At 39.8% G+C, this 14260-nt stretch carries 13 protein-coding genes and 2 tRNA genes; 3 read left to right on the top strand and 12 right to left on the bottom strand.

Going from position 1 to position 14260, the window contains the following annotated elements:
- Positions 1-4: 4 nt before the first annotated feature.
- The 5 genes from C4533_06155 to C4533_06135 all read right to left on the bottom strand — a co-directional run bounded on the left by C4533_06155 (position 5) and on the right by C4533_06135 (position 4023).
- Positions 5-1330, bottom strand: a complete 1326-nt coding sequence (locus C4533_06155; GenBank protein RJP28049.1) for a radical SAM protein — start codon at positions 1328-1330, stop codon at positions 5-7.
- Positions 1331-1577: 247 nt separating this feature from the next.
- On the bottom strand, positions 1578-2060 hold the full coding sequence (locus C4533_06150; GenBank protein ID RJP28048.1) for a 4Fe-4S binding protein: 483 nt from the start codon (positions 2058-2060) through the stop codon (positions 1578-1580).
- Positions 2061-2076: 16 nt separating this feature from the next.
- Complete coding sequence (locus C4533_06145) at positions 2077-2550, bottom strand: hypothetical protein (protein RJP28047.1); 474 nt, start codon at positions 2548-2550, stop codon at positions 2077-2079.
- Entirely contained in the window at positions 2528-3298 is a 771-nt protein-coding gene (locus tag C4533_06140; protein RJP28046.1) for a glycosyltransferase family 2 protein, read from the bottom strand. The genes C4533_06145 and C4533_06140 overlap by 23 nt, the downstream gene beginning before the upstream one ends.
- A gap of 341 nt (positions 3299-3639) precedes the next feature.
- Entirely contained in the window at positions 3640-4023 is a 384-nt protein-coding gene (locus tag C4533_06135; GenBank protein ID RJP28045.1) for a hypothetical protein, read from the bottom strand.
- A gap of 970 nt (positions 4024-4993) precedes the next feature.
- Here C4533_06135 and C4533_06130 point away from each other — a divergent pair.
- Positions 4994-5791 carry a tetratricopeptide repeat protein gene (locus tag C4533_06130; GenBank protein RJP28044.1) on the top strand — a complete coding sequence of 266 codons (798 nt, stop codon included), beginning with the start codon at positions 4994-4996 and terminating at the stop codon, positions 5789-5791.
- A gap of 142 nt (positions 5792-5933) precedes the next feature.
- Positions 5934-6263 (top strand): pyrimidine dimer DNA glycosylase, encoded by a 330-nt coding sequence (locus C4533_06125; protein RJP28263.1) that lies wholly within the window; start codon positions 5934-5936, stop codon positions 6261-6263.
- A 122-nt stretch (positions 6264-6385) separates the two neighbouring features.
- Here the strand turns inward: C4533_06125 and C4533_06120 are convergent, their stop codons facing one another.
- From C4533_06120 to C4533_06095, 6 genes are all read right to left on the bottom strand, one after another.
- Complete coding sequence (locus C4533_06120) at positions 6386-8317, bottom strand: ABC transporter ATP-binding protein (GenBank protein RJP28043.1); 1932 nt, start codon at positions 8315-8317, stop codon at positions 6386-6388.
- Between the two features lie 4 nt (positions 8318-8321).
- Positions 8322-8924: a recombination protein RecR gene (gene recR / locus C4533_06115; protein ID RJP28042.1), complete on the bottom strand. Its 603-nt coding sequence runs from the start codon at positions 8922-8924 to the stop codon at positions 8322-8324.
- A gap of 2 nt (positions 8925-8926) precedes the next feature.
- Positions 8927-10510 carry a DNA polymerase III subunit gamma/tau gene (dnaX, locus tag C4533_06110; protein RJP28041.1) on the bottom strand — a complete coding sequence of 528 codons (1584 nt, stop codon included), beginning with the start codon at positions 10508-10510 and terminating at the stop codon, positions 8927-8929.
- Positions 10511-10999: 489 nt separating this feature from the next.
- Positions 11000-11088 (bottom strand) — tRNA-Ser (locus C4533_06105).
- Positions 11089-11189: 101 nt separating this feature from the next.
- Complete coding sequence (locus tag C4533_06100; protein RJP28040.1) at positions 11190-11648, bottom strand: nucleoside deaminase; 459 nt, start codon at positions 11646-11648, stop codon at positions 11190-11192.
- 186 nt (positions 11649-11834) lie between these two features.
- Positions 11835-11908: transfer RNA gene (locus C4533_06095), tRNA-Arg, on the bottom strand.
- Between the two features lie 262 nt (positions 11909-12170).
- Here C4533_06095 and C4533_06090 point away from each other — a divergent pair.
- Complete coding sequence (locus C4533_06090; GenBank protein ID RJP28039.1) at positions 12171-13016, top strand: FkbM family methyltransferase; 846 nt, start codon at positions 12171-12173, stop codon at positions 13014-13016.
- Between the two features lie 31 nt (positions 13017-13047).
- Here C4533_06090 and C4533_06085 read toward each other — a convergent pair whose 3' ends face one another.
- Complete coding sequence (locus tag C4533_06085; protein RJP28038.1) at positions 13048-14259, bottom strand: glycosyltransferase; 1212 nt, start codon at positions 14257-14259, stop codon at positions 13048-13050.
- Position 14260: the final 1 nt, after the last annotated feature.

Genomic DNA, 14260 nt, shown 5'->3' with positions numbered 1-14260 from the left:
ATCTTTATTCTTTCTTTCTATCTTTATTTATGACCGTGCGCCAAGTTTTAGCAAAAACAAACTTCCTCTGCAGCAGACATTTAACCGGAATTGCCAACCTATGAAATCCATAATATAACATCCCAAAGAATTTCTCAGGGACATATTTATTATTTAAATAAATATACTTATAAGGCTTAGTGAAGTCAATCTCGGACTCATTAAAAATATTTTTCTCAACGCACCAATCCCATAGTTTTGTTCCGGGATAGACTACGATCCTGCCTGGCGATATAATATCAATTGGGCTAAACAGTGTAAAATAAAATGTCTTAAAAAGATCCATGAGCGTTTCGGTAGGGACACCAAGCATTATATAACCAAATACCTTAATGCCTGCTTTTTTAGTAATATGAATAGCGTATTTGTTATCTCTGATATCTGCCCTTCTGCCTTTTAAGAAATTTAATATTTTTTGGGAACCACTCTCAAACCCATAGGCAATGATTTCACACCCATGCTGCTTTATCAATCTTAATGTTTCGGGCTCAACGCTATCCACGTTAGCCTGGCAACCCCATTTAAATTGCAGCCCTTTCTTATCAATTAATTTGCAGAATTGGTTTAATCTTTCCTTATTAGATAAAAAATCATCATCACTAAAAATGAAATAATTCACTTTCCACTCTTCCAGGAAATATTCGATATCAGATATTATCCTCTCTGAAGAAAAATAGCGTACTCTTGTGGGCGATTTACTTGAATAACAAAACATACACCTATAAGGGCACCCCCGGGAAGTCAAAAGAGCAACGTATTTATCGCTCTTCTGAAGGCCAAAATGCTCCATTGTATACTGGCTACTTTCTGAATAGTAATCTCTGTCTAGCACATCCCAGGGAAACTGCGGCAAAGAATCTAAGTTCTCTATTGCCTCAGAGAATATCAGTTGCCCAGGATGCCTCTTCCCTTCCAGGATACTCCCAATTAAACTTGCCAGCCCCTTTTCACCCTCACCCACAATAACATAATCTGCATATTTTGCGCTCTCTTCTGGCAGAATGCTAGGATGCAACCCTCCCAACGCCACAATACTATCAGTCTTTTTTCTAAAATAATCCGCCAGTTCATAGGCCCTGTTTATGGTACGAGTAAAAGAAGATATCCCTATAAACTCGGGGTTAAACCCCATAACCGCCTTTTTAATATCCACCCCGGGCAACTCATCAAAATACCTGACTTTTATTTTGTCCCCAAATTCTTTATTTAAAAAACTGATCAAGCTTAAGATTCCATGCGGAGGACATGGCATTGCGTGTTTATAAAATAGATTAACAAGAGCTATCTTCATGATTGATTAAAATCGTCCCTATCTAACTACCTGATAAACAAAGGATTACAAATGAAGCTCCTTGGGTTAAAGCCCGAGGTTTCTTGGAGCGAAATACTGAGCGTACACACTCCATCCGCAACTTGAAAGGTGCGGGTTTGTGGCCGCGAACGTATAAATTTTCCCTTTTATTTATATTATAATCATTAAAGTTTTATAAACAAGTGGAATTAAGAAAGCTGAAAGATCAAACGAGGTGCTGGTTTCATTATTTAGGCTGGCTCTTTACTTTGAACTGATGTATTTTGCCGATCTTTTCCTGGAGAGTCCCCATTGGGCAAATAGCGCACCAACTTCTGTGTTTTAGTGAAATACCTAATATGACCGAGATAATTGTTGTAACTAGGCAAGTTATAATGAAGATTATCCCTATAGCAATTAAGCTTGCGCCTGCCTTGGTTACACGGAATGCTAAAAAACTGAGAAACAAGAAAAATATAAGCCAGCGGAACCATTGCTTGAGAAAAATCCCTGGTAACGGCCTATTGAAGCTAAGTTTTGAGATAATAATATCTAAAAAGGCTCCCCTGGGGCAAAGGTGCCAGCACCAATACCGGCCTTTAAAAAACGACAGCGTTAAAAAGAAAGCCATCATCGCTACTACCAGGTATCCCAGTAATGGATAAAAAAACCCGCCTATTACAATAAGCGGGAGGAACCATACCATAATAAATTGGAGCTTTTTTGCCATGGCGGATTTATTGGATTTAAAGTTTTAAACTGGATTTTAAATCTCCTGCTTGCCTGCCATCTATAGTATCAATATCATCCCAAGGATAAATCATTGAGGAGCCTTCGGCATCTTCTAATTTTATATTATCTTGATTCGCATCTGCTATTACCCCCATTTTTACATCGCCAGATTTGAGGACTATCTTATTTAATACCACAGAATGTTTTCTATAGCTTTTATCCGGCTCTATGCTGTCGATTTCACTTGTTTTGTAAGTAATGACAAAACCTGCATCTTGGCCGTCGTCAAGAATACTATAATTATAAACTTTGACATACTCTTCAGTCTTTTCCGTTATTTTTACATTTTCTAATCTTTGCCCGGATTTTAAATTAATTGTTTCAGCAAAGGCAAAAACCGGAGCGCACAAACATATCATTAATATTAAAACCCCTGATACTTCCTTTATGAAATTAGGGCTCTGGCTATTTATTTTTTTCTTTTTCATTTAATATAATTTCCCGGTATTTTAAATAACTGACGATCTGGTATAAAGCTCCGTTAAAGGCAACCACAAACCCCATGAAGCCGTCTTTATAGCCTTTTTTGGCAATGTATGTCCTGATAAATCTGTCAATACTCCTGTAGAAGAACCTTCCGAAACGCATAGGCTTATGTAATCTATGCCATTTTTGAGCTTCCCAGGTTGTCTGATTGTTGAGTTTCCGGATAAGATCTTCAATATCTCGGTATGAATAGTGGATAATGTCGTATTTCAAATGGCCGCAAGGGCCATCCATAAAAGCACGCCCATGTATCTCCACTTCTTCATGTTTGAATTTATCTCTTTTAAAGAGTTTTAACTGCGGGCTGGGGTACCAACCTCCGTGACGGACCCAATAATTACCTATGTAGTTTCTGCGCGGAATGGTAAAACCGTTTTCAACAGGGTTACTCCTTATGGCCTGTATTATCTCTTCTTTCAATTCCGGAGTGACTATTTCGTCTGCATCCAGGCTCAAAACCCAGGTATTTCTTGCCAGGCTATATGACCAATTCCTATGCCTGCCTTCAATATCCTTTTTTTTGTCAGTAAATACTTTTGATGTATATTGACGGGCGATTTCAACTGTCCTGTCAGTGCTTTCATCATCGACCACAATGATCTCGTCAGCCCATCTCACAGAATCAAGGCATTTAGCTATTCTTTGCTCTTCATTCTTGACTAAAATGACTACGGATAGATTTTCTTTCATAAGGATCCTTTAATCGTTGGCAAAACAAATGAAGCTCATTAGGCTAAAGTCTGAGGTTTCTTGGAGCGAAATACTGAGCGTACACACTCCATCCGTACCTTCCAAGGTGCGGTTTTGTAAGCGCGAACGTATAAGAAATACGGAAAACCTGATATGTTAATCTATTTTACCACGAGAGGTTAATAAAGCAAGTTAAGTCGAAGGTGATCATTAGGCAACAAAAAAGCCCAACAAATCAATGTCGGGCTTTTGAAACTGGCCTCTCACCTAAAAAACCAACGAACCTTTTCTATTATATTTGACATAAAGGACCGTAAAAAACCTTAATCTAATTGCCTGTTTTACATCGGTACCCAATAAACACTCTTGATCTTATTATCCTCATCAATAGCAACATTCATTGCTCCCTGCCTGCCTTTACTGAATGCTGCCCAAGAAAATATTGTTGAATAAATTGTAAGGACCTTTTTCTTTCTGAGCGGCCTGTTGGGATTACTATCATCGTATACGCCAAATTCTACTTCACTGATATCCAAAACTCTTTTGTTTTTCTCTAAATAAACTTTTATTTCTTCCGGAGAACGGCCTTTGTCTAATTCAGACTGGATAGCAGCTACAACCTTATCATCACTTTTTGTTGCGGCTTCATAAGAAGAAAAACACCCACGAAACATAATAACTAAGAAAACTAGGATAAAAAGAACTACTTTCCATCTTATTTTCATCTTTTACCCCCTATTTAATGTTCTGTAAATTAAACGCTTTAAATAAAGACGATTTATAATGCATTTTACACAGGGTGTCAATAAATCAAACTTCTTACCGTAAAACCAAAAATAAAAAGCCCAGCAAAAATATGCCGGGCATTGAGAAACGGATCCGCGCCTTGGAATCCTGAGGACCGTTTCCTTCTATCCTTATGGTCCATAATGGAATACATAGGAAGTGTCCCGCCCCTATATAGAATGCGTATGCTTTTCAATTAATTAAATCCTTCCAAAAGATTAATCAATAAATATTTGAATCCCTACAGCCAGTAGATGACTGCGGAGTGGCGCAACATGAGACGGCTACCACTTACTAGAAATAGTATTGACTGAGAGATTATTTCATGTAAAATATTTGATACTATTCCCCCTTAGCTCAGTCGGTAGAGCGAGTGGCTGTCAATAGGGCAGCTTCTACGGGAAACCGTGGTTGAAAAAGCGGGCTAATTCAGGGAATCCCATTTTGGGAAATCCTGAGCTAAATCTTACGGTAATACGTAAGTAAATGTGCAGAGACTATATACCCGCCTCCTACTGCAAGTGCTATGGAGATGAGATAGTCCACTTCCGGAAGTAATTTCGGGTTAAGTGTAACCACCAGGTCCGAGGTTCGAGTCCTCGAGGGGGAGTTAAATAAAATAGCCTCCGGTAAAACCGGAGGCTATTTTATTTATTTCTCTGCGTGATACAAAGAACCTGTGCCAAAGGCACAGGTTGAGCGACCGAACTTGCCATAGGCAAGTGAGGGAGTGCCGAACGAAGTTCGGCGCCGAGAGGGGGAGCCAATTTGAAAAGCCCAGCATATTTTTGCTGGGCTTTTTGCTTTCTGTCTCCCACGAGAGAGGCTGGATTTTTTGATGCTCTGTGTTATAATAAACCTTGGAGGATTCTCTATAATTTTGATTAATAATAGCAATAAAAATAAGAAATGAAAGTATTGGTTATTTTAGTTACGCTTGTATTGATTTTGATGAATAATGTTTTTGCTGAAACTATTATTTTAAATTCAGGAAAGACTATCGAAGGCAAAATAATAGAAAGAACTAATGAAAGCGTCAAGATCAATATAGGTTACGATATAGAAGTCACTTATTATTTTGATGAGATTAACAGAATTGATGGAGGATCCGCAACAGAATTATTCTATACTTCTCCGAAGGGCAAACATATTGCTGAAGGAAAAAGGTATTTTGCAGAGGGAAAATATGAAGAGGCTATAAAAGAGTTTCGTGATTTAATTGATATTGAACCGCAATCTTTTGAGGGCTATCAAAATCTGGGTGTTGTTTATGCTGTGCTGAGGAGATATGATGAGGCGAAGGATAACTTTGAAACTGCTCTTAAATTAAGCCCTAATTCTTCTGAGCCATATATTGCTCTTGGCAAACTTTATGATGAATTACAAGACTATCAAAAAAGCTTATTTTATTATAATAAGGCTACTGAGATAGAGCCTGAGAATGCGAAACTATATTTTGATATTGGCATGGTATATAATTATCTTTCTAACCCTCAAAAGGTAAAAGATTCTTTCAGTGAGGCTGTCAGATTAGATCCTAATTTTGCATTAGCACACTCTGGACTAGGAGGCGTATATTTGTATTTTCAGGAATATGACAAGGCAAGAAACAGTTTTATAAAGGCTAAAGAGTTATTTTTGAAAGAAGGTAATGTCCAAGCGGCGGAAGAGGTAGAAAATAAACTAAATAGTTTTAAATTTGAATAAAATTTCCGCCCTATGGCTAGACGCAATTCGGTGAACTCCTCTAGAAAGTTGCGAAAATCGTAGTCTTGGGGGAGCCAATTAAACTTAACCCTCTGTGACAAAACATGTTGCTGAGGGTTTTGTTTTTGTGTATTATAAAAACATGAGAATATGGGACATCGCACCAAGAAAATTATGCCGTAATCATCTATTGGGAGAACATAGAGAATTGCATGCCGTATGGTCCATTTTAACAAACAACAAAAAAGGATATTCTAGGCATCCGGAAACCTTGAGATGGAAAGGTAAATTAGCGGCTCTATATGTAAGACATAAGATGCTTACCAATGAAATGAAACTTAGGGGATATCATCATTACAGTAGCCTCAATCGCATTCTTGCCAGCGGTATCAAAAAACAATCTGTATTTGTAGATTCCCGCAAAAAACAAATAGAAATTTTACGCAACAAGAATTGCGGCTGTAAGGTTTAATTCACCGGCCATTTCCTCTGCCTCCTCTGTCATACACCGGTTCGGAAACTCATCCAATACGGGAACCAAATTAAAAAAGACCAGCATATTTTTTGCTGGTCTTTTTGTTGCTATAATGCCACTTATCTAATAATCTGTGACTTTAAATCTTCAATTCCCTTATCTATCTCCTGTAAAAGCTTTTCTATCTCTTTAAGCCTTCTGCCATATGCTTTAACAGTTTCTTCATCGCGGAATATCCTGGGATTCGACAAAGCGCGGGACTTAGCATAACTTTCCAGGTTCAACTCTTGCTTTTCCTTTACCAACTTCGTAATCTTATCACGAATCGCATCATTATACGATTTGCGTTTCTTTTCTTCTTCTCTCTTCCTCTTTTCTTCGAGTTTCTTTAGTTCTCTTGCTTCTTCTAAAGCCACTTTATTCTTATCGCGTTTTATGTTTTTTTCAGGAAGGACGTTTAGTTCGGTAGACCTCTTCTCCAAATAATAATCAAAATTGCCGGGGAATTTCCTCACTTTCCCATCTTTTACCTCAAAGACTACATTTGCCACAGAGCGCACAAAATGTATGTCATGGCTGATAAAAACAAGCGTGCCTTCATAATCTTTAAGCGCCATTATCAAGGCATCGACCGCATCTACATCAAGATGAGTAGTAGGCTCATCAAGCAAAAGAAAATTCGGCGGGTCAATTAGAAGTTTGGCAAGTATAAGCCTGCTCTTTTCTCCTCCTGATAATACTTTGACTTTTTTATCAGAATCATCTCCGGTAAATAAAAAAGCTCCTAAAATAGTGCGCACCACTTCCTCTGCCATGGAGCCTGGGCTTGCGGTATATGCTTCTTCTAAAACCGTATTCTCGGGATTAAGCACATCCATCCTGGTCTGCGAAAAATAACCTATATCTACATTGTAGCCTATAGCCCTTTCTCCGTTATCAATATCTATAACTCCTGCAAGTATCTTTAATAACGTGGATTTTCCCGCACCGTTCTCGCCGGCAAGTACTGCCTTTTCATTCTGCATAATCTCAAAATCAAAATCTTTATATACCTGGATATCACCATATGATTTAGATATATTTTTTAACGAGATGACCCTATGCCCGCTTTTTCTGGCCTGGGGGAATTTAAAACTGCCGATACTTTCACGCGGATCAGGCGGTAAGACTACCGCCTCTTCTTCCATTCTCTCCAAAACCCTGCGCTTGGCACGGACAGATGCGGCTTTATTCGGTTGGGCATGGAAACGCTCAACGAACCTCTCTAGCTGTTCTTTTTTCTTTTCTTGTTCCTTAAATTGCTTCAGCAAAAATTTACGCTTTTCATTTTTTATCTGCTCATAATGTTCGTAATTACCATGCACTTTAGTAATACTTCCGTTCTCTAATATCAACGTATAATTTGTCACATCCGTAAGAAAATCCCTATCGTGGGATATCATTATGAATGTCCCCTCAAAGCCTTCCAGGTAATCTTTTAACCAAAGAGCAGCACCCAGGTCCAGATAGTTCGTAGGCTCATCCAGTAATAAAATATCATAAGCATAGGTAAGGAGATTAGCCAATAATACGCGCATCTGCCAACCACCGCTTAATTCTTTTATCGGCCTGTTAAAATCCTTCTCTTTAAAACCCAGGCCCATAAGTATTTTCTTTGCCTTATGCTCCAGCTCAAAAAAACCTAATGATTCCAATGCATGCAGTATTTCGCCGTATCTTAGAGAACCTGCCTCATTCTTATCTTCTAGCTCCCTTTTCTCCTTACGCAGACTTAACACCCTCTTATCCCCCTCGGTCAATTCCTGTAATATTGTCCTCTCAGAATGAAAGCTTGCTTCTTGAGGCAGGTATCCTATATGCGTATTTTTCTGCACATGCACATCCCCGGAAGACGGCTCAAGCTCTTTCAGGATAAGGTAAAAAAGCGTGCTTTTCCCCGCGCCGTTAGGGCCGATAAGCCCGATTTTTTCCCCGCGGTTAATGGTTAAAGAAACGTTCCTAAAAAGTTCCTTTTTGCCGTAACTTTTTGAAAGATTTGTTATAGTAATCATCGGATTAGATTGTGCGGCGAGATTCCAGGGCCTTGGCTAAGGTTGCAGAGTCTGCATACTCAAGATTCGAACCCATAGGTATACCTACTCCGATACGGGAAATCTGAATACCTAAAGGTTTGAGCAATTTCATAAGATACATAGCGGTGGTTTCCCCGTCTGTATCTGCATCGGTAGCAATGACTATCTCTTTAACATTATCTTCTTTTATCCTCTTTATCAGGCTATCTATCTTAAGTTCCGAAGGCCCCCTGCCCTCCAGAGGGGAAATCGAACCCATAAGGACATGGTAGACGCCCGTAAAATTCCCCGCTTTTTCAATCGCATTCACATCGCTGGGATTTTCAACTATACAGATCAAATCTTTTCTTCTGCGTACATCTTTGCAGATTCTGCATGTTTCTTCTTCGCTTAAATTATTGCAGATCCGGCAGCTCTTCACATTTTCTTTTACTTTATTGATAAGCTCTGCCAAAACCTTTACTTCATCAACAGAGGCGCTATTAAGGATATAGCCGACAATACGCTCTGCGCTGCGCCTGCCTATGCCGGGTAGTTTAGTGAGCCTTTCGATAAGTCTCTCGATTGTCTCTGTATAATTTGCCATATCTAACTTATAAGCCTCCCCTTAAAAGTATTAAGCACATTTTTTAAGAAAGGTGAGCTTTCCTGGGATTCCTGTTTATGCTCTTCTTTAGAAAGCAGGAAATTAATCCTGACACGCGCCTTAGTGAGCTCTAATATAAGCTTTTCAACCAGGTCTTTATTATCTTTCTTTTCAAGAGACTCTTTGTGTAAGAGATGGTTCTTGGCGAAACTTACCGTTAAAACATTTTTCTCGCATTTTACAGGGCTGCCTTCGCTTAAATAAGTGGCAACCGACATCTTAACCTTGCCTATTTCAGCAATTATGTTCTGCCAGGCGTCTTTTATCCGCTCCAAAGTTATATAGGATTCCGGTTCAGGCACTGTGTTTTCTTCAGCAGGAGGTGTTTCTTTAGGTTTGGCCCGCACGGCATGCATTGGTTTTTCCTTCGGTAAAGGCATATCATTCACAGCAGCCTTTATCTTCTTTTCTGGTTCTTTTATAGTATTCTTTTCTTTGCTGCCCGCATGAGCAAGCCTCACCAAAGCTATCTCAAGAGGTATACGTAAGGAATCAAACCTCTTGGCCATCTCCTGGGCGCTGATTAATATATTCAGGGCACTAAAAATTTCGCTTAAGGTAAAACTTTCAGACTGCTTAGAAAGCCTGCTGCTAAACTCCTGCGGCAGATCAATCAACGCAAGGTCTTGCCTGGCTACTTTTGCGACCATCAGGTTACGGAAATGCTCAATAAAAAGATTTAAAAAGACTGTTAGGTCCTTACCCTCATCCGATACCTTATTAAGAAGGTTAAGGACAGCTTGTGCATCATTATTCAGTATCATATCGGTTATCTCAAATAAAATATCCTGCTCGACCAAGCCTAAGACTGAGATAACATCATTCAAAGAAATGCTCTCCCCAGAAAAAGAAACAAGCTGGTCCAATATAGATTCTGCGTCCCTTAATGAGCCTTCGCTGCTTTTAGCAATAGAAAAAAGGACCTGCCTGTCGACATTGACTTTTTCCTGCTTGGTTATCTTCTCCAGTTGCTCAACGATCTCTGACATGGTTATCCTGCGAAAATCAAAACGCTGGCACCTGGAAAGTATTGTCGCAAGTACTTTGCTTGGCTGGGTTGTCGCAAATATAAATTTTACGAATTCCGGTGGTTCCTCAAGGGTTTTAAGCAGAGCGTTGAAAGCTTCGGTGGTGAGCATATGTACTTCATCTATGATATAAATCTTATATTTTCCCTGTATAGGAGCGAATTTGACATTTTCCCTCAGGGTCCTTATTTCATCTATGCCCCTATTAGAAGCACCATCGATCTCAATAACATTCATGCTTCTGCCTTGAGTAATATCATTACAAGAAGGGCAGGTATTACAAGGCTTGGTTGTCGGGCCATTTTTGCAATTTAGAGATTTTGCCAATATTCTGGCTGTAGAAGTCTTTCCCACTCCCCTTGGCCCGGCGAAAAGATAGGCATGCGCAAGGCGGTTTTTTTCTATTGCGCTTTTAAGGGTTGAAACTATGTGTTGCTGGCCGACAATCTCATCAAATGTCAACGGCCGCCATTTTAATGCGAATACTGTGTAGGACATAGTTTAAAGTTAATCTATAGATTAAAATGTGTTTTACTAATTACCCGACAGGATTAGATTCAGGCAGCAAGTGTCTCTTCAAAAAAGCAAACCCAGAGCCGGATTTTAAGTATTTCTCGAAGCTAACGGCTTGAGATTTATATTTGAAATCAATGCAAACCTCTAAATCCCAAGGAGCATAAATTTTGCTATACCGTGATTTACCGGTATTGTGTTCTTTCACCCTGTTTTATAAATTCTCAGTCAAGCCAATGTACAAACGTTGAGGACAATTCTTGCTTCTCAGAACATAAACTGTGTGCATTACTTGGAATAACTATTTTCTGCTACGCCCATAGCTTACTAAGATTACGGTGGGGCTTCGCAGCAATTCTTCTTCTCCTGTTTAGAGAAATGGCTGTTGCTTCGTAACTCAAACACTAAAACGCTTATGTGAGAAAAACTCGTTGCTTCGTAGCTCAAACATGAAAATGTTTGAGCGAAGAAGAACGGAGAGGCTGGGATTCGAACCCAGGGGCCAGGTTTCCCCAGCCAAATCATTAGCAGTGATTTGCTTTCGGCCGCTCAGCCACCTCTCCAAAAATTAGCATCTATAAGTAAGTTTAGTTCATAGTTCATGGTTCATGGAAAAGAGCAGGTCCCAATGCTGTGCACTGTGAACTGTTATCTGTGAACTAACTTATTTCTGCCTCTTCTTTTTGAAAAAGCTACTTAATAACTCCCCGCATTCTTTGGCCAGAATGCCATTATTTACCTTTATATGATGGTTTAATCTTTTATTATTAGAGATATTTATAACTGAACCGCAGGCTCCTGTTTTAGGGTCTTGCGCCCCGAAAATTATCCTGTCTATACGCGCCAGGACAAGTGCTCCTGCGCACATACTACAAGGTTCAATTGTAACATACAAAGATGCCCCGTTCAACCACTTTGTCCCAAGATAACTAGAGGCAGAAGTCAAGGCAAGCATCTCTGCATGTGCGCTTGGGTCTTTTAAACGCTCTACCTGATTGTGACCCCGGGAGATGATCTTTCCCTGATAAACAATGACTGCCCCTACCGGCACCTCATCTTCATCGAAAGCGGTTTTAGCCTCTTTCAAGGCTTCAGCCATGTAGTTTTCGTCGATTTTGTTCATAGGAAGGAAAATGCGTTAGGTATTATTGTGGCCTTGTGGCCCACAGAATTATCAAATAAATGCGCCCAACTGGAGTGATTCGACGCGCTCCCCTAGGCTTATCAAAGGGTCGCTTGCTCACCACAAGTCGAACCATCCTGAGCAAATGAACCCGCAGGGCGAATGTATCGAAGGATAAAACCTAAATGCGCCCAGCTGGAGTTGAACCAGCAACAACTTGCTCCGTAGGCAAGTGCTCTATCCAATTGAGCTATGGGCGCAAGATATTTTGTCAATATCGCACATAGCGAAAGTTCCTTTATCCAACGACAAGGCAAGCTTAATTTTGCTTGCCGCGGAGTCCCGAGGGCTAGATGCCGAGGGATTGAGCTATGGGCGCAAGATATTTTAAATCTTCAGGTCTAATATTATATCCTAAGCGAAATTCTATTCAAGATTAATATTTACTTAATAACCAATATAGCCGCTTTTTATCATACCATAACCATTGACTTATTACTTGCGAATGTTAAGATAAACATTATGAAAAGAATACTTATCATATTTGAGAATATCGCCCATGGCTTAAGGCGACTGCCATGGCTGAATAGAATCAGACCACACTTAAGGAAACTCGAGCCCCTGCATGCAGCCATATTAAAGTTGGCCTTTAAAAACAAGGTTGTAAGGATAATAGACGGGATAGGCCACGTATACATTCACAACAGACACAAAGAATTCTTTTTAGACCCGCCCCTTAAAGAGATTACCTGGTGGAAAAAGATAATAGACGAAGTAAGGCCCGGAGATACTGTAGTTGATGCCGGTTCATATATTGGGATCCTTGCTGTTTTGCTCGCCAAAAAAACAGGAGAATCCGGAGAAGTCATAGCATTTGAGCCTAACCCGGTAAATTTCGAAGTATTAAAAGAAAATATTGCATTGAACGAAGTTTTAAACATAGTTAAACCATTGAATATCGCACTGGCTGCCAACAAATCTATACTGAGAATAAATAAAGAATTTTCAGAAAGCCACATTATCAGCCATACGGAAAATAACTCCGGTGCATCTTTTACGGTTGAATCACAGGCCATGGATAATATCTTTACTGAAAAGAAAATCGATATATTAAAAATAGATACTGAGGGATTCGAAATGGATATTCTCCTTGGCGCAAAGAACATATTACTGCGGGAATCCGGTTACCCAAGATTTATTGCGATAGAATGCCACCCATATTTGTGGCCTAATTACGGTGTTGATAGCCATAAACTAACCGCCATACTTAAAAACGCCGGCTATAACATTCAAATACCAAGCCTACCTTCCGGCATCACTTTGGATAATATTGACTACAGCTGGATAATTTATGCCTCTAAAAAATAACTAGGATGCATTGCCCCTGATGATAACCGTGCTATAAATACACTATATCTTCGGGATGGTAAAGAGAGAGAAATAACAACATATAATCCTTCAAATGGCGGGTAAGCAGGAAATTGTTTCTTATGTGTTCTTTGCCGTTTGTTCCAAGGCGCTTTGCGTATTCGGGGCTGTTCAATAACTGCTTTATTTCAAACGCAGCTCCTTCTATAGAATGACAAAGCAGCCCAGAATACTTATGTTTGATCTGCAATGGTATGCCTCCGACGTTAGAGGCAACAACAGGTTTTGCTTTCCATAAGGCCTCGGAAACGGTCAATCCAAATCCCTCTTTTAATGATTTCTGTACCAATACAGCTGAGGCCCTCTGAAGGGCATTGATCTCGATGTCGTTTTGCGGCATAAGCAAAATATGTATATCCTTATCTCCCTGAGAATGCTCTCTGACTTCTTCAAGGACTTTAATACCTTCCGGATCATCGCTGGCCGTGCCGCCTGCCAATATAAGGCGGCAATCAATATATTTCTTTACCAGCTTATATGCCTTTATTACCCCTATCGGATCCTTGAGCCTGTCAAAACGCGAGATCTGTGTAACTATAGGCTTATCATCCGGCACGCCGTATTTCCTGAGTACTGCTGCAATCAGGTCCTCAGGCAGTTCTTTATTTTTATCGCTTAATGGATCTATAGACGGAGATATCAAAAACTGCCTTATGGGCAATTTTTGTGAAAATCCCGGAGTAGAAAATACGACAGAATCATACTGCACTATATATTCCCTAAGAAAATCCCAAAGTTTTTTATTAGGCTCTGAGACATCAATGTGGCATCTCCACAACCATTTATTTTGGGCTTTCTTCTTGATTAACGCAATGGGCTGGGGGTCATGGATAAACACAATATCCCCGTAAGTGTTTACCTCTTCGATATTCTTATTGCTGGTCTCAAGGAAAATATCAAAATCCTTTTGCGTGATATCCTCTCTGCGCCCATGCAAGGCGTTATGAAATTTCTTGGTAACATCAAAAAACTGCTCCCCGCCTTTAATCAGGTCCCAGCGGCAATCAACGCCTAATTCTTTTAACAAAGGAACCATCCTGTTTAAAATCTCCGCTACCCCGCCTCCTACCGCAGTTGAATTAATATGCTGGATCACTTTGCCTTTTAGCCTGTCAGCAACAAGCTTTAAGTCTTCAATAACAGATTCACCGACTATAGAAACATATTCTTCTATCTTTACCATA

It is taken from the genome of Candidatus Omnitrophota bacterium, assembly GCA_003598025.1.
Taxonomy (GTDB): domain Bacteria; phylum Omnitrophota; class Gorgyraeia; order Gygaellales; family Profunditerraquicolaceae; genus Profunditerraquicola.
The sequence above is the reverse complement of the archived record's forward strand: the minus strand, read 5'-3'. Positions and strand labels throughout refer to the sequence as shown.

Coding starts and splice junctions, on each gene's coding strand:
- C4533_06155 (RJP28049.1), bottom strand. CDS start 1,330: ATGAAGATAGCTCTTGTTAATCTATTTTATAAACACGCAATGCCATGT.
- C4533_06150 (RJP28048.1), bottom strand. CDS start 2,060: ATGGCAAAAAAGCTCCAATTTATTATGGTATGGTTCCTCCCGCTTATT.
- C4533_06145 (RJP28047.1), bottom strand. CDS start 2,550: ATGAAAAAGAAAAAAATAAATAGCCAGAGCCCTAATTTCATAAAGGAA.
- C4533_06140 (RJP28046.1), bottom strand. CDS start 3,298: ATGAAAGAAAATCTATCCGTAGTCATTTTAGTCAAGAATGAAGAGCAA.
- C4533_06135 (RJP28045.1), bottom strand. CDS start 4,023: ATGAAAATAAGATGGAAAGTAGTTCTTTTTATCCTAGTTTTCTTAGTT.
- C4533_06130 (RJP28044.1), top strand. CDS start 4,994: ATGAAAGTATTGGTTATTTTAGTTACGCTTGTATTGATTTTGATGAAT.
- C4533_06125 (RJP28263.1), top strand. CDS start 5,934: ATGAGAATATGGGACATCGCACCAAGAAAATTATGCCGTAATCATCTA.
- C4533_06120 (RJP28043.1), bottom strand. CDS start 8,317: ATGATTACTATAACAAATCTTTCAAAAAGTTACGGCAAAAAGGAACTT.
- recR (RJP28042.1), bottom strand. CDS start 8,924: ATGGCAAATTATACAGAGACAATCGAGAGACTTATCGAAAGGCTCACT.
- dnaX (RJP28041.1), bottom strand. CDS start 10,510: ATGTCCTACACAGTATTCGCATTAAAATGGCGGCCGTTGACATTTGAT.
- C4533_06100 (RJP28040.1), bottom strand. CDS start 11,648: ATGAACAAAATCGACGAAAACTACATGGCTGAAGCCTTGAAAGAGGCT.
- C4533_06090 (RJP28039.1), top strand. CDS start 12,171: ATGAAAAGAATACTTATCATATTTGAGAATATCGCCCATGGCTTAAGG.
- C4533_06085 (RJP28038.1), bottom strand. CDS start 14,259: ATGGTAAAGATAGAAGAATATGTTTCTATAGTCGGTGAATCTGTTATT.